The organism is Marinomonas sp. TW1, from assembly GCF_001625355.1.
Classification (GTDB): Bacteria; Pseudomonadota; Gammaproteobacteria; order Pseudomonadales; family Marinomonadaceae; genus Marinomonas.
This window is the reverse complement of record NZ_JSEE01000005.1, coordinates 51,261-76,340: the sequence shown is the minus strand read 5'-3', so window position 1 is coordinate 76,340 and position 25,080 is coordinate 51,261. Positions and strand designations below refer to the sequence as shown.

Annotated in this window: 23 protein-coding genes; 12 read left to right on the top strand and 11 right to left on the bottom strand. The window is 46.7% G+C overall.

From position 1 onward, the window contains the following. The first annotated feature begins 38 nt into the window (after positions 1-38). Both OA79_RS05725 and OA79_RS05720 read left to right on the top strand, forming a co-directional pair. On the top strand, positions 39-647 hold the full coding sequence (locus OA79_RS05725) for a gamma-glutamylcyclotransferase family protein (protein ID WP_063332268.1): 609 nt from the start codon (positions 39-41) through the stop codon (positions 645-647). After that, the gene (locus OA79_RS05720) at positions 637-1,698 is read left to right on the top strand and encodes a class I SAM-dependent methyltransferase (RefSeq protein ID WP_063332267.1); all 1,062 of its coding nucleotides are present in this window, start codon (positions 637-639) and stop codon (positions 1,696-1,698) included. The genes OA79_RS05725 and OA79_RS05720 overlap by 11 nt, the downstream gene beginning before the upstream one ends. Before the next feature lie 138 nt (positions 1,699-1,836). Here the strand turns inward: OA79_RS05720 and OA79_RS05715 are convergent, their stop codons facing one another. The 8 genes from OA79_RS05715 to OA79_RS05680 form a co-directional block, all read right to left on the bottom strand. After that, positions 1,837-3,060 (bottom strand): MFS transporter, encoded by a 1,224-nt coding sequence (locus tag OA79_RS05715; RefSeq protein ID WP_063332266.1) that lies wholly within the window; start codon positions 3,058-3,060, stop codon positions 1,837-1,839. A gap of 143 nt (positions 3,061-3,203) precedes the next feature. Further along, positions 3,204-4,205: a peptide ABC transporter ATP-binding protein gene (locus tag OA79_RS05710; protein WP_063332265.1), complete on the bottom strand. Its 1,002-nt coding sequence runs from the start codon at positions 4,203-4,205 to the stop codon at positions 3,204-3,206. Next, positions 4,202-5,170, bottom strand: coding sequence for a dipeptide ABC transporter ATP-binding protein (gene dppD / locus OA79_RS05705; RefSeq protein ID WP_063332264.1), 969 nt, complete (start codon positions 5,168-5,170; stop codon positions 4,202-4,204). Before dppD ends, OA79_RS05710 begins: the two co-directional genes overlap by 4 nt. A gap of 10 nt (positions 5,171-5,180) precedes the next feature. Further along, entirely contained in the window at positions 5,181-6,071 is an 891-nt protein-coding gene (gene dppC / locus OA79_RS05700) for a dipeptide ABC transporter permease DppC (RefSeq protein WP_063332263.1), read from the bottom strand. Positions 6,072-6,085: 14 nt separating this feature from the next. Then, entirely contained in the window at positions 6,086-7,096 is a 1,011-nt protein-coding gene (locus OA79_RS05695) for an ABC transporter permease subunit (protein WP_063332262.1), read from the bottom strand. A gap of 118 nt (positions 7,097-7,214) precedes the next feature. Next, entirely contained in the window at positions 7,215-8,807 is a 1,593-nt protein-coding gene (locus OA79_RS05690; protein ID WP_063332261.1) for an ABC transporter substrate-binding protein, read from the bottom strand. A gap of 476 nt (positions 8,808-9,283) precedes the next feature. Then, complete coding sequence (locus tag OA79_RS05685; RefSeq protein WP_156486224.1) at positions 9,284-10,192, bottom strand: NAD(P)-dependent oxidoreductase; 909 nt, start codon at positions 10,190-10,192, stop codon at positions 9,284-9,286. 378 nt (positions 10,193-10,570) lie between these two features. Then, positions 10,571-11,191 (bottom strand): SGNH/GDSL hydrolase family protein, encoded by a 621-nt coding sequence (locus tag OA79_RS05680; RefSeq protein WP_063332259.1) that lies wholly within the window; start codon positions 11,189-11,191, stop codon positions 10,571-10,573. A gap of 112 nt (positions 11,192-11,303) precedes the next feature. Between OA79_RS05680 and OA79_RS05675 the strand changes: the two genes are divergently transcribed. Continuing rightward, on the top strand, positions 11,304-12,764 hold the full coding sequence (locus tag OA79_RS05675) for a coniferyl aldehyde dehydrogenase (protein WP_231908811.1): 1,461 nt from the start codon (positions 11,304-11,306) through the stop codon (positions 12,762-12,764). A 114-nt stretch (positions 12,765-12,878) separates the two neighbouring features. On the opposite strand, the gene OA79_RS05670 is transcribed toward OA79_RS05675, so the two are convergent. Beyond that, positions 12,879-13,628, bottom strand: a complete 750-nt coding sequence (locus OA79_RS05670; protein WP_063332258.1) for a DeoR/GlpR family DNA-binding transcription regulator — start codon at positions 13,626-13,628, stop codon at positions 12,879-12,881. A gap of 141 nt (positions 13,629-13,769) precedes the next feature. Here OA79_RS05670 and OA79_RS05665 point away from each other — a divergent pair, with 141 nt between their 5' ends. The 7 genes from OA79_RS05665 to OA79_RS05635 all read left to right on the top strand — a co-directional run bounded on the left by OA79_RS05665 (position 13,770) and on the right by OA79_RS05635 (position 20,875). Next, positions 13,770-14,747, top strand: a complete 978-nt coding sequence (locus OA79_RS05665; protein WP_063332257.1) for an ABC transporter substrate-binding protein — start codon at positions 13,770-13,772, stop codon at positions 14,745-14,747. 50 nt (positions 14,748-14,797) lie between these two features. Then, positions 14,798-16,480 carry an ABC transporter permease gene (locus OA79_RS05660; protein ID WP_063332402.1) on the top strand — a complete coding sequence of 561 codons (1,683 nt, stop codon included), beginning with the start codon at positions 14,798-14,800 and terminating at the stop codon, positions 16,478-16,480. Continuing rightward, on the top strand, positions 16,468-17,526 hold the full coding sequence (locus OA79_RS05655) for an ABC transporter ATP-binding protein (protein ID WP_063332256.1): 1,059 nt from the start codon (positions 16,468-16,470) through the stop codon (positions 17,524-17,526). The genes OA79_RS05660 and OA79_RS05655 overlap by 13 nt, the downstream gene beginning before the upstream one ends. Next, the gene (locus tag OA79_RS05650) at positions 17,523-18,623 is read left to right on the top strand and encodes an MBL fold metallo-hydrolase (RefSeq protein ID WP_063332255.1); all 1,101 of its coding nucleotides are present in this window, start codon (positions 17,523-17,525) and stop codon (positions 18,621-18,623) included. Before OA79_RS05655 ends, OA79_RS05650 begins: the two co-directional genes overlap by 4 nt. Next, complete coding sequence (locus OA79_RS05645; protein WP_063332254.1) at positions 18,607-19,161, top strand: histidine phosphatase family protein; 555 nt, start codon at positions 18,607-18,609, stop codon at positions 19,159-19,161. The genes OA79_RS05650 and OA79_RS05645 overlap by 17 nt, the downstream gene beginning before the upstream one ends. Then, positions 19,158-19,610, top strand: coding sequence for a phosphatase domain-containing protein (locus OA79_RS05640; RefSeq protein ID WP_063332253.1), 453 nt, complete (start codon positions 19,158-19,160; stop codon positions 19,608-19,610). Before OA79_RS05645 ends, OA79_RS05640 begins: the two co-directional genes overlap by 4 nt. 110 nt (positions 19,611-19,720) lie before the next feature. Continuing rightward, positions 19,721-20,875 (top strand): aldose 1-epimerase family protein, encoded by a 1,155-nt coding sequence (locus tag OA79_RS05635; RefSeq protein WP_063332252.1) that lies wholly within the window; start codon positions 19,721-19,723, stop codon positions 20,873-20,875. Here the strand turns inward: OA79_RS05635 and OA79_RS05630 are convergent. Further along, a complete protein-coding gene (locus tag OA79_RS05630) occupies positions 20,850-21,257 on the bottom strand; it encodes a gamma-glutamylcyclotransferase family protein (RefSeq protein WP_063332251.1) in 408 nt (135 codons plus the stop codon). The genes OA79_RS05635 and OA79_RS05630 overlap by 26 nt on opposite strands. 155 nt (positions 21,258-21,412) lie before the next feature. Next, positions 21,413-22,465, bottom strand: a complete 1,053-nt coding sequence (locus OA79_RS05625; RefSeq protein ID WP_063332250.1) for a bifunctional transcriptional activator/DNA repair enzyme AdaA — start codon at positions 22,463-22,465, stop codon at positions 21,413-21,415. Between the two features lie 152 nt (positions 22,466-22,617). Here OA79_RS05625 and OA79_RS05620 point away from each other — a divergent pair, with 152 nt between their 5' ends. After that, positions 22,618-23,376 carry a sulfite exporter TauE/SafE family protein gene (locus tag OA79_RS05620; protein ID WP_063332249.1) on the top strand — a complete coding sequence of 253 codons (759 nt, stop codon included), beginning with the start codon at positions 22,618-22,620 and terminating at the stop codon, positions 23,374-23,376. A gap of 156 nt (positions 23,377-23,532) precedes the next feature. Beyond that, entirely contained in the window at positions 23,533-25,014 is a 1,482-nt protein-coding gene (locus OA79_RS05615; RefSeq protein WP_063332248.1) for a pectate lyase family protein, read from the top strand. The last annotated feature ends 66 nt before the right edge of the window (positions 25,015-25,080 follow it).

Here is a 25,080-nt window from a genome sequence, read left to right as displayed (position 1 = left end):
ATGCGTGTTTTCAAGCAAATGCAGCGTTGGAGACAAGAGTGAGTCTATCTGAGCGACATTTTATTTTAGGCTATGGCAGCTTAATTAACGGTGAAAGTCGATCAAAAACGGGTGAGACTGGGCAAGTTTGGCCAGTTAAACTGCAGGGCTATGAGCGTCATTGGTCGGTTATGTCGTCCGAGTTTGGCATGAGCTCTGTGGCGGTTGTACCTGCCTCTCATGCAAGTTGTAATGGGGTTCTGGTCGAAGTGGCCTATGACCAATTTGCCTTGTTTGATGAACGTGAGCAAGGTTATCGACGGAGCCAGATTCAAGCCGAGGCTCTAACGCCGTATCAGGATACCGATTTGCCAGAAGGCACTTATTGGATTTATTACACTGATCAAGTGGTACCGCCTCATGCGGACTGCCCCATTGCATTGAGTTATCTCGATGTGATTCTGTCTGGGTGCTTGGAACACAGTACGGATTTTGCAGACGATTTTTTATCATTTACACAGGGTTGGCATTACCCAGCGCTGAACGATCGACATCAACCTCGCTATCCGAGAGTACAGCCAGATGTCATCACGGACAGTTTAAATCCGTTACTGGAATCTGTTACCACCTTATCTATTAAAGAGCTTTCTGTTACTTATGAATCTTAATTCAACCAGCCAATTATTGGCTCGCAACGAGACCCAACTTGTTGGCAATGTTTTGTTTGCGAATCCCGAAGACACGTATCCGCAAACGTTAACAGGACAAGCTTCTGTGTACGCTTGGTGTCAATCTAAAACCCGTTATGACGCGCTGCATCAGCTTGGGTTCGCAGAAGACAATTTACTGTTCTCTGAACAATGGCCTGCCGATCATGAGGTCGAATTCGATCATGTGGTGATTTATCAACCCAAAGCCAAAGAACTATTGGATTATCTATTGGCTTCGGTATTGCCGCATGTAAAAGAAGGCGGACAAGTTTGGTTAGTGGGGGATAATAAAAGCGGCGTAAAATCCTCTATGAAGCGCCTAGAGCCGAGTTTAGACGAAGTGGGTAAGGTAGACAGTGCGAAGCATTGTTTGCTTTTCTCCGGCTACAAGCGTCGTCCAGCTAAGCCGTTTGTTTTTGCGGACTGGATTCGGTCTTGGACATTAACGGTTGCCGGTCAGGACATGACGTTGTGTAGCCTGCCAGGGGTATTTGGTCACGGCAAATTGGATAAGGGCACTGAGATACTGCTGAATCAATTGCAGCAGCATCGTTTCATGAGTGATGTTAGCCAAGCTCGATTGTTAGACTTTGGTTGTGGCGATGGCATTATTAGCTTGTGGTTACATGGTCACACCAAAGCCAAAGTAACTGCGTTAGACGACAGTGCTTTGGCGCTTAAGGCGACCGAGTTGACGTTTGCTGAAAATAACGCCAGTGAAGCGCTTACTTTGATTGCTTCCAATGGTCTTGCTAATGTGAAGGGACGTTTTAACTATGTGATTACTAATCCACCTTTTCACACGGGTGTGAGTACGGATTACAGTGTGGCTGAAAGCTTTTTCATTGGTGTCAAAAATCATTTGACGTTGAATGGTGAGTTGTTTGTGGTTGCCAATGATTTTTTACGTTACCCGCCTATTTTAGATGCCGCATTAGGCAGCCACACACGTTTATTTAGAGACAAAGGATTTGCGGTGTATCATGGCCGCCAAATGAAGAAAAAGTAACGCCGATAAACGGCCGATTAGATTGTATCCTGTTCAATAGTATTGATGGGTACAGTGGTGGCGGATACGACAATCAAACCATAAGCGCTATGTGGTGAGCTTATGATTGCTACAAGCTGAGCCCGTAATGCCAAGCCATCAGGAGATGGCTTGGCATTTTTTTCGAATCATGAAAGCCATCAGACCAATGGGTAGTGTGTGAAACAGTAAGATCACTAAGCCAAGATCTAAAAACAAAAAGAAAGGGCTGACTAATAAAGCACCGATGGCACTGGCGACCATTTTCATCAATGCGACGCCACTAAATAAGGTCAAATGTAAGCATTTAGACTCAAGTTGAACGGAAGAGGTTAAACTGACTTCCGCCCCACCTTCGCCAATCCCCGCCAAACATATAAAGACGATAGCCCAACTTAATAGGGACTGCTGAAACGTCAATATAAAGCCACAGGACATGATCAGGCAAGATAGACAGAAGCCATTTTCTAATGACACTAAAGGTTTGTATTTTAGATAAAATCCCGCCTGACTCGCCCCAATGAATTTTCCAATGCCCCATGTCGACATTAAGAGCCCCATCGCATAGCTAATATTCTGCGGCGTAAGGTGTTGTGATAACACCGGGAACCCCACTTGTTGGGCTGCACAAGCGAAACTACTGCCTGCTGAAATGGCAAACAACCAGCCAAGGGAAGGTGATTTAAAGGGGCGATTAAACAGCCTAGCAGGCTGAACTGTTTGAAGTTCTGGGACTGTACTATCATCCGATATTGGTTGAATGGTCGAGAGTATTAGCAGGCTGAGAGCAACGCAGCAATACAAGACGATATTAACCATAAAGACGCCTTGGTAACCCCCAATCGACACGAACAAACCGACACTCAATCCAGCAATGACAGATGCGATGGCGGACATGGCGGTCAGCCAAGAATTAGTACCGATGCGCTTCGCTTTTTCAATCCAAAGCGGGATCTGGCTGTTTAATGTGATCATAAAACATGCATTACAAAATCCCCCTATTAAAGCAATCCAAGGTAAAACGCTAACTTGGTGTTGTGAAGGTAGAAGCACTAACACCAAGAGCAGAATGAGTCGCATGGCGTTTAATAGGCTCAAGGTATGCTTGTGTGGCTGTCTTGAAAAAAAACTGACGAGACTTGCGAGGATTCCGCCAACAATGCTTGCGGCCATAAACAAGCTGAGCGCAAAGACGTTTTGGCTGATGAAAAAAACATAGCTGGACAATGAAATGAGATTCAACACCCCGGCAAAGTCGGATAACACGCGAGTGAAAGTAAGCCATATTGTGGCACGTTGAATAAAGGATTGGGTTGGCTGAGCTTGCTCTCGCTTGTTGTTCATTGTGCCTATCCTTTGGCTAAAAATTTGTCCAGATTGATCTATTTGGTTATACGCTGTTTAAGCCTCTCTTATCAAACAGTTTGATCAAAAAAAAGCGCCCTTTCGGACGCAAATACTCGGTGGGAGTTTAGTGCTAAGCCAAGCTATACCGCATGGCTAAATTCAATGCGTTGTTCTTCGACCGCATGACAGGCAATCAAATGATCGGTTTGATCTTCACGAAGGGCTGGTACTTCTTGCTGACAACGTTCATTCGCATGCTGACAACGACCATGAAAAGCACAGCCAGAAGGTGGGTTCAGTGGCGAAGGTAATTCGCCCTGTAATTTGATACGTTGTCGACGTTTGTCTGGAGACAATTGTGGCGTACTGGACAGTAGCGCTAACGTATATGGATGTTTAGGATTATTGAACAGCTCTTCTTTTGAACCTTGTTCAACGACCTTGCCTAGATACATTACCATCACGTTATCGGCAATGTGTTCAACCACAGATAAATCGTGGGAGATAAAGACATAGCTTAATCCCAGTTCCGTTTGCAGATCCATCATTAGGTTCAGCACTTGCGCTTGTACTGAAACATCCAGTGCGGAGACAGGTTCATCGGCGACAATGATGCTTGGATCCAACATCAGGCCGCGAGCAATGGCAATACGCTGACGTTGCCCGCCAGAAAACATGTGCGGATAACGATCATAATGTTCTGCTTTCAGACCTACTTTCGCCATGATACTAAGGGCTTTGGCCTTACGTTCAGCTTTGGAAAGCTGACGGTTAATCACTAACGGTTCTTCTAAAATGCTGCCAATTTTTTTACGCGGGTTGAGAGACCCGTAAGGGTTCTGGAAGATGATTTGAATCTTCTGTCGTAATGTCGCTTGAGCGGATTTACTGAGACTTAACAGGTCCTCTCCCAAATGTTCAAGGCGGCCTGACGTTGGTGTTTCTATCATGGTGAGCATGCGACCTAATGTCGATTTGCCACAACCAGACTCACCTACTATGGCAAGGGTTTTACCTTTTTCCAGTTTAAAACTGATGCCATCTACGGCTTTTACCACCGCATCAGGTTTGAAGACCCCTTGCTTAACATGATAATGCTGCTTCAGTTCGTGAGCGTCGAGAATTAAATGGTTACTACTCATGCAGCGGGTCTCCCTTCTGTATCTAACGGCGTATGGCATTTCACCTGACGATGAAGGTCGCCTTGGTTATCCGGTTCTACTTGACGACATTGTTCTGTGGCATAAGGACAGCGAGGGCTGAGCAAGCAACCGAGTGGTCTATCATATTGCCCCGGAACAACCCCAGGTAAAGCATCCAGTCGAGACTTGCCCGCCGCAGACTCAGGTAACGACGCCAGTAATGCTTGTGTGTAAGGGTGTTTCGGTGTTGAGAAAACTTCTGCCGCGGGACCTGATTCGACGATTTGACCGGCGTACATCACAATCACACGGTCAGCCACTTCGGCTACCAACGCCAGATCATGGGTGATTAAGACCAAGCCCATTTTTTGTTTACGCTGTAACTCGATTAACAGGTCGATGATTTGAGCCTGAATGGTCACGTCTAATGCGGTGGTGGGTTCATCAGCAATTAATAACTTGGGGTTACAAGCAATCGCAATGGCGATCATCACCCGCTGACTCATTCCGCCGGATAGCTGGTGGGGATAATTGTCCAAACGAGACTCAGGGGCGGGTATCCCCACTTGAGTCAGCAGTTCAATGGCTCGTATCTTAAGCTCTTTTTTGCTGCCACCTTGGTGGGTTTTCAATGCTTCTATGATTTGATAACCCACTGTAAAACATGGGTTTAAGCTGGTCATTGGGTCTTGGAAAATCATCGCAATGTCTGAGCCGGTGAGCTTACGACGTTGCTTTTCAGGCATGGCCTGTAAATCTTGTCCGTTGAAAGACAGGCGTTCTGCGCTGACTTTGCCTGGGTAATCGATCAGTCCCATGATGGAAAGAGAGCTAACACTTTTTCCAGAACCGGATTCACCCACGATGCCGAGTACGTCGCCTTCTTCAACTTGATAGCTGATGTTATCAACGGCTTGGAACGAGCCAAATTGGACGCTTAAATTGTTGAGTTCTAATAATGACATTTGGCCTCTCCTATTGCTTTAACTTAGGGTCAAGGGCGTCACGTAAGCCGTCGCCCATTAAGTTAAACGCCAGAACGGTAATGAGGATCATCAAACCAGGAAAGGTCACGACCCACCAAGCACGCTGTACAAATTGCAGTGCATCGGACAGCATTGAGCCCCACTCAGGGGTTGGCGGTTGAGCGCCTAATCCTAGGAAACCCAAGGCTGCCATATCGAGAATGGCAGTGGAAAAACCCAATGTCGCTTGAACGATAAGGGGTGCCAAACAGTTTGGCAGAATACAAACAAACATCAGTCTAAGTGGCCCCGCCCCGATGACTCGTGAGGACGTAACATAGTCTTTTGACATTTCTGCCATGGTCGCGGCTCGAGTCAAACGAACATAATGCGGCAACGAGACAATGGAGATGGCCAATGCGGCATTGACGATGCTTGGCCCTAAGATGGCGACAATCGCAATCGCCAGCAGCAAGCTTGGCATGGCCAACATGATGTCGACAATGCGCATGATCATGGTGTCGATCATACCTTTGAAATAGCCAGCAATTAGCCCGAGTAATATCCCCATGATGAGTGATGCGGTCACGGCGACGATCCCTACTGAGATAGACAAACGAGAGCCGTGAATTAAACGAGACAGAATGTCTCGACCCACATCATCTGTTCCCAAAATAAAGGACCAGTTACCACCTTGTAACCATGCTGGCGGTAGAAGGAGTGCATCGCGATACTGTTGTGACGGAGAATGTGGTGCGACAAAATCGGCAAAAATGGCCATAAAACAAATCAGCACAATAAAGCTCAGGCCCGCCACAGCCCCTTTATTGGTACGGAAATAATGCCAAAACTCTTGCAGTGGTGTTTTTGGTATTGGCGCAGTAATGGTTTGAGAAGACATAAATCGGCGCCCTTTTATTTACTGTGTCTAATACGTGGATTAACAATGCCATAGGCAATGTCGACTAATAAATTCACTGTGATGATGATACAGGCCACAATTAAGATGCCACCTTGCACCACGGGGTAATCTCGACGTCCGATGGACTCAATCAGCCATTTTCCGATGCCTGGCCAAGCAAATACGGTCTCGGTGAGGATGGCGCCGGACAACAAAATACCAACTTGCAGACCAATCACCGTGATCACAGGGATCAGCGCATTACGTAAAGCGTGAATAATGATGACGCGCCAGGGAGCAATGCCTTTGGCTCGAGCTGTGCGGATGTAATCTTCGCTCAATACTTCCAACATGGAAGAGCGTGTCATACGGGCGATCACCGCCATGGGAATGGTCCCTAGTACAATGCTGGGCAGAATTAAGTGCGAGACAGCGGAACGGAATGCCCCAACTTCATCGGAAAGTAACGCATCGATGAGCATAAATCCGGTCACATCATCGATCCAATAGACCACATCAATTCGTCCAGATACGGGAGTCCAGCCTAAGGTTACGGAAAAGACCAACATCAGCAGCAAAGCCCACCAGAAGATAGGCATGGAATAACCCGTTAGAGAAAAGGTCATAACAGAATGGTCTAATACCGTGCCTCGTTTCACCGCGGCAAAGATACCGGCAGGTAGACCCACTAAAATTGCGAAGATGGCGGCACAAAACGCCAACTCAATGGTGGCCGGAAAGAGGGTTAGAAACTCTTTCATGACCGGCTCTTTGGTGATTAAGGAGTTGCCTAGGTCGCCTTGCAATACACCACTAACATAGCGGAAATATTGGACATATAAAGGCTGATCAAAGCCTAGTTGAGCGCTTAACTCGGCATGTCGCTCTGCACTGACACCGCGTTCTCCTGCCATGACTTCAATAGGGTCACCAGGGATGAGACGGATCAGCGTGAAAGTCAGTAAGGTGATGCCGATAAAGGTTGGCACGACCAGACTTAAACGACGAAAAATAAACTGGAACATAATAGGACAGGCTCTCTCGGGGTACGAATTGATCGAGGACTCACTCGTTCAACAGAATGCCTACTTGCTGACTTTCTCTCATCAACAAGCAGGCATTATTTGTCCGAACTAGGACAATTTATTTGCTTACGTTATAGAAGTAATGACCACCTAGAGGGTCGATTTTATACCCTTTAACGTCTTTGCTGATTGGCTCATAGACAACAGAGTGTGCCACCGTGATCCAAGGCGCTTCGCGCTTGAAGACCACTTGAGCTTGCTCGTAATCCTTAGTACGTTCAGCTTTGTCAGAGGTTTGCTTCGCCGCTAGTAATAGGTCGTTGAACTCTTCGTTACACCATTGCGCACGGTTTGAACCACCGACGCCATCACAACCTAGCAAAACGTATAGGAAGTTATCTGGGTCACCGTTGTCACCAGTCCAACCTAGTAATACCGTGTCGTGCTCACCTTTCTTAGAACGGTTTAGGTATTCACCCCATTCGTAAGAAACGATTTCTGCTTTCACACCGACTTTAGACCAGTCTTCTTGCATGATTTCAGCCATACGACGGGCATTTGGATTGTATGGACGTTGTACTGGCATAGCCCAGATGTTGGTTGAGAAACCATCAGGATAACCCGCTTCGGCTAATAGTTTTTTCGCTTTCACAGGATCGTATGGGTAATCCACAATGTTGTTATTGTAAGACCACATAGTGGGTGGAATTGGGTTTTTCGCCGCTTTACCTGCGCCTTGGAAAACCGCATCAATGATGGCGCTCTTGTCCGTTGCTAAGTTAAGGGCTTGGCGAACTCGAATGTCATCAAACGGTTTCTTCTGAGTGTTGAACGCAAGATAACCAACGTTCAGACCTTCTTGACTCATTAGATTGATGTTTGGATCCTGATCCATTTGCTCAAGATCAGCAGGATTCGGGTACGGCATCACATCACATTCACCGGCTTTTAATTTCGCGTAGCGAACAGAAGCATCAGGTGTGATAGAGAAGACTAAGCGATCCACTTTGGCTTTGCCTTTCCAGTAATCTTTAAAGGCGGTGTAGCGAATCAAAGAGTCTTTCTGGTATTGAACTTTTTGGAATGGACCGGTCGCAACTGGGTTGATATCAAGCTGCTCAGGTGTGCCTTTCTTCATTAGATAATCAGCTTGTTCTTTCGAGAAGATAGACGCAAAGTCCATCGCCAAGTTGGCAATGAAAGGCGCTTCTGGCTGATTTAGAACAAATTTCACCGTGTAGTCATCTACTTTCACGATGTCTTTGATTAGGTCACCCATACCCATACCGTTGAAGTATTCGTATGAACCACCGGAAACAGTGTGATAAGGGTTGTTTTTGTTCCACTGACGGTCAAATGTGAAGACGACATCGTCTGCATTAAAGTCACGTGTTGGTTTGAACGATTTAGAAGAATGGAACTTCACACCCTTACGCAAATGGAAAGTGTACTCAAGGCCATCGGCAGAAACATCGTAGCTGGTCGCCAAGCCTGGCTCAGTTTCAGTGGTGCCAAGTTTGAATTCCATCAAACGGTTGAACATGTTTTTAGATGTTGCATCAAACGTCGTACCAGACGTGTAAAAAGCTGGGTTAAAGCCTTCAGGACTGCCTTCTGAGCAGTAAACCAAAGTAGTCGCCGCATGAGCTGTAGTACTAATGGCACCGGCGGTCATCAGCGCGAGCGTTAGTTTTGCTAGCCCTTTTTTCATTTGAACTCTCCATTAACATAATTATATTCGTGCTAAGCACGTGGGAAGTCGATATTCGTTACTTTTGTGATCAGGTGGGAAAGAGCCTTCTTATTGATAAAACAAGCCCCATTCAAACTCCAAGTTTAAATGGGGCTGTTCTGCCTCATCCTTGAGCCCCCTTTAGCCATATGACAGATCCGATGAACAGACTGTCAAAACAGCGTTATTGAAGAGTACTGAAGCAATCAGCAATGACCAATCGAAATAACGATATGTCCTATACGTCTAATGAATAGAGATTTTCGATAACGAAGGTAAAGGCTTGTTATATCTGGCTTGAAGCTCGAAAAGGCAAAAACTGAATGAGGCAAAAAAGTGCAAATTCATTTTCTCAGTTTAGAAAAGTGATGGGTTCAGGGAGGAAAAAGGTGTGTAAAGAGACAGGGATTAGTGCGCTTTGCCAGAGAGGCATGACCTCTCTGGCTCAAAAAACATTAGGTTGTTTGGTCAAGTGCTTTGATTAAAACGGACGTGTCTTGGCGGCCATGGCCTGCGTTGATCAGTTGCTGATATTTGTCGTCGACTTCTTGAGTCAGCGGTAAATTCAGCCCCATTTTTTCCGCTTGCGCTAAACAAAGACCAAGGTCCTTATGCATCCACTCAATGGCAAAACCAAAATCAAATTCATCCTTGGCCATGGTCTCTCCGCGATTTTCTAATTGCCAAGAGCCCGCCGCGCCGTGTTTGAGGGTATCGACTAAGGTTGGGATGTCCAAGCCTGCTTGCTGGGCAAAGCGAATGCCTTCAGAAAGTCCTGATAAAACACCTGCAATGAGAATTTGATTCACCATCTTGGCCACTTGGCCTTGACCCACATCCCCCATGAGGCTGGTGGCTTTGGCATAACAGTCTAATACAGGCTTGGCTTTTTCGAGGTGAGCGAGTTCGCCCCCAATCATCACCGTTAATACCCCATTCTCGGCGCCAGCTTGACCACCAGACACTGGTGCGTCCATAAAGTCATAACCTTTTTTATTGGCGGCATGCAGTAAGGTTTTTGCGACTTCAGCGGAAGCGGTCGTATGATCAATGAATAAGGTGCCAGGTTTGGCGCATTGGAAAGCACCATTCTGACCTAAGTAAACCTCTTTGAGGTCCTCGTCGTTGCCCACACAGGTGAGCACAATGTCAGCATCTTGTGCGGCTTCTGCCGGGGTGTCTACGTATGATCCGACAAAGTGATCACACCATAATTGTGCTTTTTCGACTGAGCGGTTGTAAACCACAACAGAATGACCTGCTTTACTTAAATGTCCGGCCATTGGGAACCCCATGGTACCGAGTCCGATAAAGCTAACCTTCATATTATGCGTCCTTTTTCTCTCAAGTGTGCTTTGTATCATACGTCGATCATTCTAAAAATTGAGGTACAAAATGCATTAAATTCCGACATACAGTTGGTTTTTCAGGGGGAACCCGGTTTATTTGAAGCAGAGAATTGGCACACAGCATCTTGTGGATAACTTTGTGAACGAAATGCAAGCATGGCCGATTATTTCATCTAAATCGAAAAAAGGCCGGATAATCGTGCATATTTCGTACAATTTTTCACTTTTCATAACAACCATTATTAGGACTGTGTTTTTGTCAAGATCTAACACCCCATTAATTTCTGCCAATTTTTAGATTCACTTTGAAGAAAAAAACGAGAGAGCGTCTATCTGATGTCTATCAATTATCAAATAAACGCTATAAATTCCTATAAAAACAGTATGTTATATTTAAATTTTGTCTTTTATTAATTCAAAAATGGCGTTGGCAAGTTGCTCATTTCCTTGAGTATCTAGGTGGACACCATCGATATCGCTGGGTTGCAACACGCCTGCGGAATTTAGGAAGAGGCATTGATTCTGTGAGGTAATATCTTGGTAATGTTGATGAAAATATTGGGATTTTTCAGTGGCGCCGCTGAAACTTTCAGACATCGCGCCTTTTGGGGATAAAATATTTGGTGGGGCAATGATCAACAGACTTGGGCTCGGGAATCCGTGGTCACTTGGTATTCTTGACTTCGCGATCAGCTTTTCCACGCCTTTTGCCGCTTCGTAAGCTCCAACATTGAAGTGGCGCTTTAAGTCATTGGTGCCCAGCATGATGATAAGAAGGTCGACAGGCCCGAAGGTTTCCAATGCGGCTTGTAGATAGGCTAAGCCGTTGCGTCCTTCTAAAAAAGGGTCGTTCCAAATGGTGGTTCGCCCAGGCAAGCCAAAATTAATGACTTGGTGCTGAGAGCCTAGTAAGCCATTTAGTTTGGATGGCCAGCGCAGATGTTTAGGATAGCGACCGCCGTTTGGTACGCTGCCCCAAGTGAGAGAATCGCCGTAACAGAGTATGGTTGCCATAATACGCTCCTTGCTCTTATTCTTAGTAGATTAAAGTGTAGCCAACCACCGTGGGTTAGGAAACGACATTGATCAATAAACAGACAATTTCCTTTTTGTTAGGTGCGCTTGGATGAACAATAAAACCAATAATTCTTTTGAGGCGGACATGACCAGCACACTTATTGATTCGGAAGCACAACTTAACTCGGCTTTCGCTCGTTTGAAATCATTGACTCGAACCAAACCGTATCCTTCTGAAGAGGCTAGACGGCAGTTATTGTTGAGTCTAAAAACAACCCTATTAGAGTATGAAGTCCCCTTGTTGGATGCGTTACAGCAAGACTTCGGCTGTCGCGCCCATGCTGAATCGCGTTTGATTGAGTTAGTGCCGCTATTGGGTGAAATCAAACACACCTTAAAGCATTTACACAAATGGATGAAGCCGAGTCGACGATCTTTGCATATGACCAGTTGGCCAGCCAGTGGCAAGGTGTTTTATCAACCTAAAGGGTTAGTGGGTGTGATCGCGCCTTGGAATTACCCTGTTTTGCTGTCTCTGGGGCCCATCGTTGGTGCCATCGCGGCAGGTAACCGAGTGATGTTGAAGGTGTCGGAGTTTTGTCCGGCGACTAATAAAGTATTACGCCAAATTTTACAAACCGCTTGCGGTGATGAGTGGGCTGAAGTGATAGAAGGTGAAGCGGACATTGCCAATCAATTTAGTCAATTGGCATTCGATCATTTGCTGTTTACGGGCTCGACCAACGTTGGCCGTATTGTGATGAAAAATGCCGCTCAGCACCTCACCCCTGTCACATTGGAATTGGGGGGCAAGTCACCTCTCTTGATCACGCCATCGGCGGACTTAGCGGATACCGCGAAAAAGTTGGTCTTTGCTAAGCTTATTAATGCAGGGCAAACCTGTGTGGCTCCGGATTACGTGTTGTGCCATGAGTCTCAAAAAGCCGAGCTGATTGAACACCTTAAAAAGGTATTAGCAGATCAATATCCGCAAGGCATTGCCAGCCCAGACTACACCAGCATCATTAATGACCGACAGCTCTCGCGTTTGCAAGGCTACCTAGAAGAAGCGCAAGCATCTGGTGTCCAATGTGACAACCTTTTACCACAAGGACCAGATACCTTAGAAGGAAAGCTCGCGTTGCATGTTCTGCATGAGGCTGAGGAAAAACTCGCGGTGATGCAGGATGAAATTTTTGGGCCGATCTTGCCGATACAAACTTACCAGACCATAGACGAAGGCTTTCAATACATCCAACAACGCCCTCGTCCTTTGGCCATGTATTTATTTACACAGCATAAAGAAGACGAACAACGTTGTGAGCAAAGCATCGCCAGCGGTGGGTTGGTGATCAACCATGCTTTGATTCACGTGGCTCAATCTGATTTGCCTTTTGGTGGCGTGGGAGACTCCGGCATGGGGGCCTATCATGCCGAAGAAGGCTTTCGAACCTTTTCACATAATAAAGCGGTTTTGCGTAAGTCTGGTGTGAATTTGGTCGCCCTGATTGCGCCTCCTTACGATCGATGGGTGCATCGCATTGTGGCGAAATTCTGGCCGCATTTGTGACACGCAAATGCGTGTTTAAAAAGCCCCACGCACTTAAACGTCAGTGCTTGGGGCTTGGTCTAGATTCCGGTCAAATACCTTCTGTGCAATGTCTACAAACATGGCATGTGCTGGTCAATACAATACCTCGACACCTTGATAGGTCAGGGTACTTAATAGCGCGGGAGCAGGTTGTTGGTCGGTAATGACACAATCATAGTCGCTCATCTTTCCCCATAAACAACGAGATTCAGTATCAAATTTTGTGCTGTCGATCACCAAAATACGATAATGACAATGTTCTACCAAGGCTTCTCTGGCCATGACTTCTTCGTCGGTGAAATCAAACAAATGTCCTTGTTTATTGGTTGCCGCGACGGAAAAAATACCAATGTCGGCGCGATAACGTTGGAAAAAACGCATGGCATCACCGCCAATGACATCTTGGTCACGCATCCGTACTCGACCGCCCGAAATCGTCAGCTCGCAATCTGGGTGTTCACATAAATTGCGCGCGGCATGTAAGTTGGTCGTCATCACTTGTAGGCCTTGAAATGACGTCAGCTGACTCGCCACTTCCGCGACACTTGAACCACTGCCGAGAAAGATCGATTGATAATCCGCAATCTTGCTCACACACAGGTCGGCAATGTGTTTTTTACCTGCGGCATGACGAATCCGCCGTTGGTCAAAACTGATATTTTCACGATGTGGAAATGGAATTACTTCACCGTGGCTGCGCAGTATTAGCCCTTTTTCCGCTAATAATCGAATGTCTGAACGAATGGTTTGCACTGAAACCGAAAACTGGTCTGCGACGGCTTGTAACGTCTGTCTTCCTTGTAAATTTACCCATTGGACAATTTCATGATGTCGCTTATTCATAGGGTTGAGTCCTTTTAATATGTTTTTCACGTGGCTTTTCGAAACGAAAGAAGGTCGCCATTAAACGAAAATTTTTTGTCACTATAGTGTCAAATTGTGTCGGTATTGTTGCAGCTCACTTATCAAAAAGAGAGTTTCCCAATGACCGTTAAGAAGACTTTATTGATATGCGCAGCGGCACTTGCTTTTCCTCTTTCTGCGCAAGCTCAAGAGACGTTGACCCTGTATACCAGTCAGCCAAACAAAGATGCGCAAATGACAGTGGACGCTTTTGAAGCGGCCAATCCAGACATCAAAGTAGAATGGGTTCGTGACGGCACCACAAAGTTGATGACTAAGTTGCGCGCTGAATTGTCTTCTGGTGTGGTGAAACCTGATGTGCTGTTAATTGCCGACAGCGTGACCATGGAATCCATGGTGTCGGACGGTTATTTAGAATCCTACTTAAGTCCTAACCGCAGACAATACGAAGACAGTTTGTACAGCGATAAGGGTTATTACTACGGTACAAAATTGATCACGACGGGCATTGTTCGTCATCAAAAAGCACCACAACATCCAACGGATTGGTCGGATCTGGTGAAGCCGGAATATAAAAACCAAGTGGCCATGCCTAGCCCTTTGTATTCTGGCGCGGCACTGATTCACCTTGCGACCTTAACGGATGATAAAACGCTAGGCTGGAATTACTACGAGCAATTGCACGCGAATCAAGTGAAAGCCCAAGGCGGCAACGGTGGTGTATTGAAAGCCGTTGCGTCAGGCACAAAACCGTATGGCGTGATTGTGGATTTCTTAGCCATTCGTGAAGCCGCGAAAGGCTCGCCGATCGAATTTATTTTCCCTAAAACGGGCGTAAGCATGGTGACGGAACCGGTTGCCATTATGAAAGGCGCGAAAAACAAAGCGGCCGCGAAACGTTTTGTGGATTTTCTGTTGTCCAAAGACGGTCAGCAGTTGGTATTAGAGCAAGGGTATTTACCTGCGCGTGGTGATATCGGCGTCCCAGCGGGTTTTCCTAAGCGTGACGCGATTCGTTTGATGCCATTTGATGCGGCGAAGACGCTAGAAAACAATGAAGTGAATAAAGCTCGCTTTAGCAAGATCTTTGAAGGTTAAGCAAGATGACGCCTTCTTTGTTAAAAGCACGAGTAATGGATGGATTGACGATGGACAGCCAGCTTCGCTGGTTGTCCATCGGACTCTTCATTTTGATTGCGACCTTGAGCCTTGTGCCGAGTTTGCGGTTGCTGGTGGAAGCGCTAAGTCATGTTACCTTTTCGGCGTCATCGCCCTTGGCGGAAGTATTACGCAGTGAGCGTACTTGGATTGCCTTAAAAAACAGCTTTTATACGTCTGGTTTAGGCACCTTGATTGCCGTGATTCTAGGCGGCGGATTTGGCTTTATTGTTACTTTGACGAACATTCGTGGTCGCGCCATTTGGGTGTTCTGCTTTATGTTGCCGATGATGATTCCACCTCAAGTCACAGCATTGAGCTGGCTACAACTGTTTGGTCCGGCGAGCCCTATTTTAAACACCTTGGGCATTGCACCTGCGTTGGGTAGCCCACAGCCGATGTATTCTGCAGAAGGCATTGCCTTGTTGTTGGGTATTCAAAGTGCGCCCTTGGTGTATCTTGCGCTTCGAACGCAACTTATTGCATTACCACAAGATTTATTGGAAGCCGCACAGCTAGCGAAAGCATCTCAGTGTCGAGTTTGGTTCGACATCATTGTGCCGTTATGTCGCAGTGCGATTATCGCGGGCGCCGCGTTGGCGTTTGTTTCCTCTCTGGGTAATTTCGGTATTCCTGCAATGCTGGGTATCCCCGCCGGTTACATTGTTTTGCCTACCTTAATTTATCAGCAAATGGCGGGATTCGGTAACGATATGCTGAGCCAAGTGGCTGGGCTGTCGATGATCATCGCTTTGTTGGTGTTGGCAGGCATGTTGTTACAGCAATGGTTACAGCAACGTAGTCGTTATGCCTTATTGGGGCACACGGCTCAGTCGATTTCATTTCGATTACAGCACTGGCGTTTGCCATTAGAAGTGCTGTTGGCCTTAGTGCTTTGCTTTATTTTGGTGGCGCCTTTGTTTGCTTTGGTGGTGAGTTCGTTGGTGCCTGCTTTGGGGATGTCGCTGACGTCCGACACCATTACCTTGTCTGCGTTTTACGAGATGATCAGTCGCCAAGGCGTGACGTCACGAGCGTTTGAGAACAGTGTTTTCTTGGCCTTTTCTTGTGCCTTGGTTCTCATGTTGGTGTCCTTGCCTTTGGGCTATTTGTTGATGCGTTTGCCAATGCGTACCAGAGCCGTGATTGCCAGTTTGATCGAAGTGCCTTACGCCATCCCAGGTATTGTCTTGGCGATTGCCTTTATTTTGCTGTTTGCCAAACCCTTGCCCTTTATCCAAGTGAGCCTGTACGGCACCTTGGGCATTATCTTTTTGGCGTACCTTTCGTGTTTTTTGAGCGTGTGCTTGAAGCCAGTATTAAGCGCCATGTCCCAGTTAGATCCTGCGTTAGAAGAAGCTGCGCAACTGGCGGGCGCAAGGCCGCTGAAACGCTTAGTCGATATTATTCTGCCGCTCACGGCTCCCGCCTTTTTCGCGGGTGGGTTATTGGTGTTTCTCATCTCGATTAATGAACTGACGGTGTCGGCGTTGCTGTGGAGTGCGGGCAATGAAACCCTCGGCGTATTGATTTTTAACCTCGATGAAAGTGGCGACAGTGTACTGGCTTCTGCCATTGCCGTGCTGGTGGTGTTGCTGGTTGCAGGGTTGATGAGCCTATTGAGCTTGTTCGCTTCCCGTCTGCCGAAAGGAGTGATTCCATGGCACGATTAATATTAGACAATTTACATAAATCTTTTCATGGTGATCCTGTTGTTAAAGGCTTGAGTTTGACCATTGAACCGGGCGAATTTGTCGCGTTGCTTGGCCCGAGTGGCTGTGGTAAATCGACTATTTTAAGAATGTTAGCGGGATTTGAAGCGGTTTCTGACGGACAAATCCTTCACGGAAGCGAGTGTCTTTCTAGTACGAGACAGCATGTTCCGACGGAAGACAGAAACTTCGGCATGGTTTTTCAATCTTACGCGCTGTGGCCGCACATGAGCGTCAAAGACAATGTCGGTTATCCGCTTAAGGTGCAGAAGATCCCTGCCGCCGAGCGCAATCGACGCATCCAAGAAGCGTTAGAGATCGTTCAGCTTGAAGACTATGCCGATCGATTGCCAGCACAGCTCAGCGGCGGACAACGTCAGCGCGTGGCATTGGCGCGAAGTTTGGTGACCGAACCGGACGTGGTGTTGTTCGACGAGCCATTGGCGAACTTAGATCGTCATTTACGCGCCACTATGGAAGAAACCTTCCGCGCGTTTCATAAGCGTACGGGGGCGACCATCGTTTATGTGACTCACGATCAATCCGAAGCCATGTCGTTGGCAGATCACATTGCGGTATTAAACAAAGGCCAACTTGTGCAATGGGGAACGCCACAGGAATTGTACGCCACGCCGAAGAACACTTGGTTGGCGAACTTTATCGGTCGAGGTTCTGTGTTAAGTGTAGAAGCGATTGCACCTCAGCAATACCTTAATAGCGCCGATTTACATCGTTTGATTGATGGCTATTCGCCACAAACAGTCTCCAGCAAGGTGTTGGTTCGACCACAAGATATTGCGTTTGTTGATGCAAGTGCCGATGTTGCGAATTCCAAATCGCTCGCCGTGACCGTTCGTAACTGTATTTTCCGGGGTGAGCGTTATGACATCGAGTTAAGGCTAAACGATGGTCAGGCGTTATTGGCTTACAGCGATGTGCCGATGACGCTTGATAGCCAGCATCATGTGCGTCTAGGGCAGGCTTGGTCGCTTGAGAGTGAATCATGAAGGTTTGCGTAGATATTCTCAGTGGTGCTGGTCGAAAAACCGCTGCGGCGATTTTGGTCACTTATCAAGCATCCCCTCATGCTCGAACACTGCGATTTTTACTGGATGCTGGAGGCGCGTTAGAAGCAGACGAAGCCAAAGGTTGGACGCAACCCGATGACTTAGATGCCATATTTATTTCCCACGATCATCAAGATCACATGGGCGGATTAGATGACGTAGACAGTAAGGTGCCAGTGTATGCGACCTTGTTGGTGCAGAAACAGCTACCGAGTCATCTGAATCTACAGACCTTGCCGGTGTGCGGCACGACCTTGGTCGAAGGCATTGAAGTCACCACAGGCTCCGCAGGGCATTCGTTTGGCGGCATTTGGCTACATCTCAACATTGGGAAGGGGGTGTTCTACAGCGGCGATTTTAGTCTGGAATCTACCTTGTATCCTTTCACTATGCCGCCAAAAGCCAGCATTGCCTTGCTCGATGCGTCCTATGGTTTATACGACAATTCATTAGAGCAATGCAAAAGTGCCTTGGTGAATTTCCTTAGTGATGAAAGAGCGTTGTTGATGCCAGTTCCACAAAGCGGTCGCGCCTTAGAAATTGCCTGTTGGCTGACGTCATTTGGTTTCGACGATTGGACATTAGGCGAAGATTGTTTGACGCCAGAGTCGGCTTTGGCCGCACCCATAGAAGGTATTTGTACCGAGGTCCGACCTATCTTAGAACGTATTAAGAGCCAGCCGTTTAACCCAAATGCCAAGGTGGTGTTATGCGGTGACCCTGATTGCATGAGCGGGGAGGCGGCAGTATTACTACAGCAGCCCGAGCGTTATTTGCCGGTTTATACCGGCCATCTACCAGAGCATGCTCGCCAAGCGATCAGTGAAGACCGGGCCCACTTTGAACGTTGGAATGTGCATCCGCGTAAACGAGATTTAAAGCGCCTTGTTGATCATCTTGAGTGCGATGTGTGTTCACCCCTCTTTCACCAGATGAAAGACCTAAATGAATGGCGACAGGTTCTTGGCCCAAGCGTTACTGCAGATTCTTATATTGAGTTAGAGTGTATAGAGTTAGATTATGACCTTACTTTTTAAACCTTTTGTCTTTGCTCGTCATGCGCAAAGCGAGTTCAACGCCGCGTTTCGTATTGGTGGATTTACGGATAGTCCACTGAGTGCAACCGGTATTCAACAAGCCCAACAAGCGGCGCCGATACTGAGTGTTATTGAGTGGAGCGCGGTGATTACCAGCACACTACAACGTACTCAACAAACCGCATCTTACGCGGTGCCCAATCAAGTCATCCACCCTTACGAACAACTTAAAGAGCGCAACTGGGGGGATTTAGAAGGTTGTCCGATTGAGCAGCAATTAGCCTATGAAATTACGCCGCCCAATGGTGAATCTTGGCAGGACTTTGAAGCCCGCGTTATCAGCACGCTAAACACGATTTTAAGTGAACATGATTGGCCGTTAATCATTGCGCATTCGGGTGTGTATCGTGTGTTGAACAATGTGATTAATGGCACACCGTATTGCCCCAGAATTGGCAATGTGACTCCGATTTCTTTCATTCCCAGCCAAGATGAAAACGGCTGGACTATCACCCCTTTTAAAGGAAGATTTTTATGACTCCAAACGCCGTTATTGTTGATTTAGATGGCACCCTTGCTGAATTTGATCACACTCAAGTTGCCCATTGGGTATTGGGCGCTGAAAAACATTGGGACCCGTTTTTTGAGCACATGAAACATGCGCCAGTGATTGAAAATGTGCTGCGATTGGTGACTATTCTTAAGCAACAGGGTCAGCATATTTTGATTTGCAGTGGTCGTCCTGAGTCCCACAAACAGCACTCACTTGAATGGATTCAAAAACACCAGATTCCGTGCGATGGCATGTATTTACGTCCCGAAGGTGCCGATGCCATACCAGACGAAGACGTGAAAAAAGCGTTGTTAGAGCAGATTCATGCGGATGGTTTTTCCCCTTGGTTGGTATTGGATGACCGCGACGCTGTGGTGCAGGGGTGGCGTAATTTGGGACTGACGTGTTTACAGTGTGCACCGGGGGATTTTTAACGAGAACGAAGAGCCAAGGAACATGGAATAAATAGCAGATTTTATCCTCATGGCTAGCCTTGTTATCTAGCTCGCGCTAGCATGTGGCAAATTTTGTTGGGAGTAATGCAATGTTTCAACTGGTTTTGCTGAGTCAGAAACAGCAAGTGGATGTCGCAAACTTGTCATTGAATGCTGAATTGATGGGATTGCCTAAAGAGATTCCAGTACAGGTAGAACAAACCTGTTTAGTCGGTGGTAAACAAGCGGGTTCGCGGGTGATTCAACTCACAGTGGGCGATACGGTGGTACGGGTTGTGCCGACTCGTGGTATGGCAATTTTAGAGGCCTCTCGCAACGGCGTACGCTTTGGTTGGGATTCCCCAGTGAAAGAAGTGGTGCACCCGAGTTTTATTAATCAAGAAGCGTCTGGCGGCATTGGTTGGTTAGATGGGTTTAATGAAATGCTGGTACGCTGTGGCTACCAATGGGCTGGGCATCCAGGCCAAGATGGTGATGAATTCCTCACTTTGCATGGGCGTATTCAAAACACTCCCGCCGATGAGGTGATTCTAGAAGTAGAGCAAGTACCACCGTATCGAGTGACGTTGCGTGGTCGAGTCGATGAAAAACGTTTCAAGTTCACTAATTTTGAATTGCACACGGTCTTATCATTAACACCAGACGAACCTTATTTATTGGTTGAAGATACTTTGACCAACAAAGGTAGTTATCCTCGTGAATACCAAGCGATTTATCATAATAATTTTGCCCAACCCATTTTAGAAGAAGGCGCGCGTTTGCATGTGCCAGTGGCTGAGTTATCGCCTTTTAATGACTATGCAGCAAGTGGTTTAAAAGATTGGTCAGAGATGCCAGCCCCGACGGCAGACTTTGATGAAATGGTGTTCAACATTCGTCCTCTCAGTGACGCGGATGGCTTGTCGTATGCTCTGATGCAAAATGCCCAAGGGAATCAAGCGATTGAGGTGTGTTATTCAACCGATACCTTACCGGTATTAACAGTCTGGAAAAATACCGATACGTTAGAGCAAGGTTATGTGGTGGGGATTGAACCCGGAACCAGTTTTGCCTACAACCGTGCTTACCAGCGACCACTTGGTTTAGTGCCGACCATCGAGGCCGGAGAATCAAAACAATTTATTGTTCGTTTTGGTTTATTCACAGATGAACAAGAAGTCGCTGAGAGTCGTTTACGCATTGAGGAACTGCAGGCTCAAACGTCTCCTCAAATCTCGTCTAAGCCGGTTGTGGTGTTGGATTAGATTGTTCTTTCAGGAAGCGGGTCCAATCTCCCGCTTCCATGTAGGGCGCATTGCCTAATGTTTGATTATAAATGTATATCCAGCCTTTACCGTAAGGAGTGAAAATCCGTTTACGAGTGTGAATAGATTGGCTTAATGCGCTTTCATCGAAGTCCTGTAATTGGTCTAATTCGGCCAATAACTCATCGCTTACTTGATACCACTCCACGCGGATGCGCCCGCTTTCGTCTAGAGTGGGGACAATGGCAGGGAAGTCCCCGAGATTGTGCATACGAAAGCCTGTAAGCCAACCCAAACCAATGCGTTTACAGTCGGCAATTAAGCCATGATCAGACAAGCCTTCGCGAAGGGTTCCATATACGGCAACGATGTGTGTAGACATGGTTGAATTCCATCTTTAGCTGTAAAAGCGCACAAAATGGCCTTATTACAGAGGAAATTCAAGCCACTGGAAACAGCTTTGCTGAAAAATTACCTTGCTATGACGCATCCTTGAAAAGGGGGCGGAAAACCTTGCAGTGAGATACAAAAGGTAACTTAAGCGTGTGTCTTCTCGTGTTCAAGTAACCATTTTTTCCGTTCTAAACCACCGGCATAACCCACCAAACTGCCATCCTTGCCAATGACCCTATGGCAAGGGATAACAATGGCAATGCGATTCATGCCATTGGCTCTAGCAACCGCTCGAACGGCCTTGGGATTATTCAGCTTAATGGCCTGTTCTTGGTAACTGGCTGTTTGACCATATGGGATAGTCTGCAGCACTTGCCACACTTGGTTTTGAAATTCGGTGCCGGGGCTATGCAAAGGCACCGTAAAGTGCTGGCGTTGGCCCGCAAAATATTCCTCTAGTTCCGTTTTCAATTGGACGATGTGCTGATTCTCACCATTGATGATGGTGGTTTTGAGACGCCGTTGTAAGTCTTCAAATTCCGTTTCTAACATACGGCGATCAACGAACTCCAGAAGGCAAATTCCTTGGTCAGTGGCACAGACGAACATAGGACCAATAGGGGTGGTAAGTCGGTCAATTAAAATCACAGATTGCTCCCGGTTCAGTGTGGGGGAATGACCCAACAGTTTTTTATAGGTGTAGCCAAAGCCACTCAAGGAATCATAACCTGAATCTAACGCGGCATGCGTCGCCGTCTTGCCACTTTTTAGTTCATGGTAAGCGAAGTTGATCCGATACATGCGCTGAAAAGCTTGGAATGTCATTCCATAATGCTGATTAAACCAGCGGCGGACAAAAATCGGCCGAATCCCTGCTTCTCGTAATTGTTGATCGGTAATCTTGGCTTTCGTACAGTCTCTTACTAGATTCATTGCCGCGTCGACTTCTGGTGGCGCTTGTTGGCTGTTTTCTGTTGGTCGGCAGACTTTGCAAGGGCGAAACCCCGCGTCCATGGCGTCTTTAAAGTGCGTGTAAAAGTTCACATTTTCACGTTTCGGCTTGCGCGCACGACAGGTAGAAATGCAAAAAATAGACGTGGTTTTTACGCCGACGAAGAAGCAACCCACATAGTTTGAGTCTCGTTCTATCAGAGCTTGGTAGTATTCGTCGGCTTGTTGACGGTCAGTGATCAGCATAGTCAGGTATCTCTTTGTCTCATTATGAGGAACAGAGTAGCGTTAATGTCAGAATGGGAACAACCGAAAATTGAACAAGTATTTTTATTAGGATTAATCGTTTACAACACTATATGATAAGTGCCCTTTTGTAGTGCTCTTAAGGATGCAGCATGGACTACAGTGTGTTTACGATTAGTTTGTTAATTGGTACCGGATTTATAGCGGGCATTATTAATACCTTAGCAGGTGGTGGTTCTAATCTAACTTTGCCTGCATTAATGGTAATGGGCATGCCCGCAGACATTGCCAATGCCACCAATCGAGTGGGTGTTTTTTTACAGAATGTCTCGGCCACCTTGGGCTTTCGCAAAGCCAAGAAGCTGGACAATGCTGATATTCTGCCGGTCATGATTCCCTCATTATTAGGCGGTGTGGTCGGTGCCTTTGCGGCCAGTTACGCCCCTGAAGTTTGGCTAAAACCCTTATTGCTCAGTGCCATGATTGGTATGACGTTACTGATGATTGTACGTCCTGCTTTGATTGCACCACCAGAAGGCACGGTGCCGTTTAAAGTGTCACAAAAGCCAAGTGCCTGGGCTGCTTTGTTTGTTGCTGGTGTGTATGGCGGCTTTGTACAGGCGGGGGTGGGGTTTATTCTAATTGCCGCTTTGGCGGGGACATTACGTTACGACCTTGTGCGCACAAATGCGTTAAAAATGGTGTGTACTCTGGGGTTCACGGCGTTGGCGCTGGGGGTCTTCATTTGGAATGATCAGATTTTATGGCTACCTGGTTTGATCCTAGCGTTAGGCACTATGTTGGGCTCTCACCTTGCGGTGAAGTTTGCTTTAAAAGCTAATCCAAATCATTTGAAATGGTTTCTCTTTGTGATGACGGTTTGTGGCAGTGTGGCCGCCTTAATGAGTTAATTAAAAACATCGAACCTTAAAAAACAAAACGATGTTTCTTTTATTTTTCTTTCTGCTAGTCTTAATCTCTGGCAAGGGGTATTTGTGCCTTTGTCAGCGCTGAATAATAACAATAAGACAGCAAGGCCTGAGGGCTTTGCGTAGCTGGAGAAAATCATGAATAGAAACTTTTTAGTCGCATCGTGTTTCGCGGTGGGCTTAATCGCCGGATGTTCAACCCTAGATATAGGCTCTTCTCAACACAGTATCAGTCAGCAAGCCATGCCAGCTGAATATGGCTGGGCTGGTGCAGAAGGTCCTTTATTAGGTGGTTCACAAGCCAGTGAACAGCATTTTTATACGGTGACCAATCGCAAAGAGTTGGTTGCAGCGTTAGCTGAATCAGGCGACTTGCCTAGCATTATTCAGATCCGTGGCACCATTAACCTTTCCTCTGATGATGCTGGGCGAGAGCTCACCGAAGAAGACTATCGCGTCGCACCCTATCGATTTGAGCAGTATAAAGCGGTTTATGCCCCAAGTGTTTGGAACATCAAACCGTTGGTCAAAGGACGTCCGAATCGTAAATTGTCAGGCCCACAAGAAGAAGCCAGACTCGCGTCAGCAGACCGACAAAAAGCACAGATCGTGGTAAAGATTCCTTCTAATACCAGTTTGATTGGTCTGGGGGACGATGCAAAAATTGTCAAAGGCATGCTTCATCTCAGTACTGGTGTCGAGAATGTCATCATTCGTAATATTCATTTTGAAGATGCTTTTGATTACTTCCCTGGATGGGATCCAGGTGACAGCTTTAAAATCGACCCCAGTTACCCTGGTTGTCAGGCTGAGTATGTGAATGCCAATGTCGGTCCACAGAAATGCCGTGGTGGCCGTTGGAATGCAGAATACGATTTGGTCTCTATCAGTGGCGCTAAGCGCATCTGGATAGACCATTGCACCTTCTCCGATGGTGATCGACCAGATGCCTTGTTTCCACCTGTGTATCCTTTCCCACAAAACGAAATCACTCAAAAAGCTCAGCATCATGATGGTTTGATTGATATTACCAATCAGGCAGATTTGATAACCATATCAAACAGTTACTTCCATGATCATGATAAAGCCATGCTGATAGGAAACAGTGACAAAAAGACATCAGATAGTGGTTATTTACGAGTGACACTACATGATAATTACTTTATGAATGTTGGTCAGCGTATGCCAAGGGTGCGTTACGGACAAGTTCACAGTTATAACAATTACTTTGTTGGCGACGCTTCTGGGGATGGTCAGGGTGACAATAATTATGAGCGCCATGTGGATTCATTAAAGGCGAAACCTAAACACAATATCTTGCGTCAAGCATTGGGTGCGGGGAAACATTCTGCGATTTTCTCAGAAGCGAACGTATTTGACATTGTGAACGGTACGCCAGCGAATGCGATTGGTCATATGAAAGGTGACGTCGCATTTGATCGAGGTTCTTTGTTTAATGGCCAGATGTTGGACATCATTGAAGAGGCGAATCGAGTCAGCGGTAAGTCACTGTCGAAAGATATAGACTGGCAGCCAAACTTATATGGCCCAACGCCAGTATTGCCTGCTAGTGACGTTATTGAGTATGTCACCGCCAACGCTGGAGCGGGTAAGTTGTAGGGTGCTTAAATAAAAAACATAACCGTCGAGATAATACCGTCGGCGGTTATGTCTTTTTGAGATTGT

Excerpts from the sequence above, each read along its gene's own strand:
- OA79_RS05670 (WP_063332258.1), bottom strand. The coding sequence starts at position 13,628 with ATGAATAAGCGACATCATGAAATTGTCCAATGGGTAAATTTACAAGGA.
- OA79_RS05620 (WP_063332249.1), top strand. The coding sequence starts at position 22,618 with ATGGACTACAGTGTGTTTACGATTAGTTTGTTAATTGGTACCGGATTT.
- dppC (WP_063332263.1), bottom strand. The coding sequence starts at position 6,071 with ATGTCTTCTCAAACCATTACTGCGCCAATACCAAAAACACCACTGCAA.
- OA79_RS05660 (WP_063332402.1), top strand. The coding sequence starts at position 14,798 with ATGGACAGCCAGCTTCGCTGGTTGTCCATCGGACTCTTCATTTTGATT.
- OA79_RS05675 (WP_231908811.1), top strand. The coding sequence starts at position 11,304 with ATGAACAATAAAACCAATAATTCTTTTGAGGCGGACATGACCAGCACA.
- OA79_RS05680 (WP_063332259.1), bottom strand. The coding sequence starts at position 11,191 with ATGGCAACCATACTCTGTTACGGCGATTCTCTCACTTGGGGCAGCGTA.
- OA79_RS05650 (WP_063332255.1), top strand. The coding sequence starts at position 17,523 with ATGAAGGTTTGCGTAGATATTCTCAGTGGTGCTGGTCGAAAAACCGCT.
- OA79_RS05695 (WP_063332262.1), bottom strand. The coding sequence starts at position 7,096 with ATGTTCCAGTTTATTTTTCGTCGTTTAAGTCTGGTCGTGCCAACCTTT.
- OA79_RS05645 (WP_063332254.1), top strand. The coding sequence starts at position 18,607 with ATGACCTTACTTTTTAAACCTTTTGTCTTTGCTCGTCATGCGCAAAGC.
- OA79_RS05655 (WP_063332256.1), top strand. The coding sequence starts at position 16,468 with ATGGCACGATTAATATTAGACAATTTACATAAATCTTTTCATGGTGAT.
- OA79_RS05625 (WP_063332250.1), bottom strand. The coding sequence starts at position 22,465 with ATGCTGATCACTGACCGTCAACAAGCCGACGAATACTACCAAGCTCTG.
- OA79_RS05685 (WP_156486224.1), bottom strand. The coding sequence starts at position 10,192 with ATGATACAAAGCACACTTGAGAGAAAAAGGACGCATAATATGAAGGTT.
- OA79_RS05615 (WP_063332248.1), top strand. The coding sequence starts at position 23,533 with ATGAATAGAAACTTTTTAGTCGCATCGTGTTTCGCGGTGGGCTTAATC.
- dppD (WP_063332264.1), bottom strand. The coding sequence starts at position 5,170 with ATGTCATTATTAGAACTCAACAATTTAAGCGTCCAATTTGGCTCGTTC.
- OA79_RS05720 (WP_063332267.1), top strand. The coding sequence starts at position 637 with ATGAATCTTAATTCAACCAGCCAATTATTGGCTCGCAACGAGACCCAA.
- OA79_RS05665 (WP_063332257.1), top strand. The coding sequence starts at position 13,770 with ATGACCGTTAAGAAGACTTTATTGATATGCGCAGCGGCACTTGCTTTT.
- OA79_RS05630 (WP_063332251.1), bottom strand. The coding sequence starts at position 21,257 with ATGTCTACACACATCGTTGCCGTATATGGAACCCTTCGCGAAGGCTTG.
- OA79_RS05635 (WP_063332252.1), top strand. The coding sequence starts at position 19,721 with ATGTTTCAACTGGTTTTGCTGAGTCAGAAACAGCAAGTGGATGTCGCA.
- OA79_RS05690 (WP_063332261.1), bottom strand. The coding sequence starts at position 8,807 with ATGAAAAAAGGGCTAGCAAAACTAACGCTCGCGCTGATGACCGCCGGT.
- OA79_RS05715 (WP_063332266.1), bottom strand. The coding sequence starts at position 3,060 with ATGAACAACAAGCGAGAGCAAGCTCAGCCAACCCAATCCTTTATTCAA.
- OA79_RS05710 (WP_063332265.1), bottom strand. The coding sequence starts at position 4,205 with ATGAGTAGTAACCATTTAATTCTCGACGCTCACGAACTGAAGCAGCAT.
- OA79_RS05640 (WP_063332253.1), top strand. The coding sequence starts at position 19,158 with ATGACTCCAAACGCCGTTATTGTTGATTTAGATGGCACCCTTGCTGAA.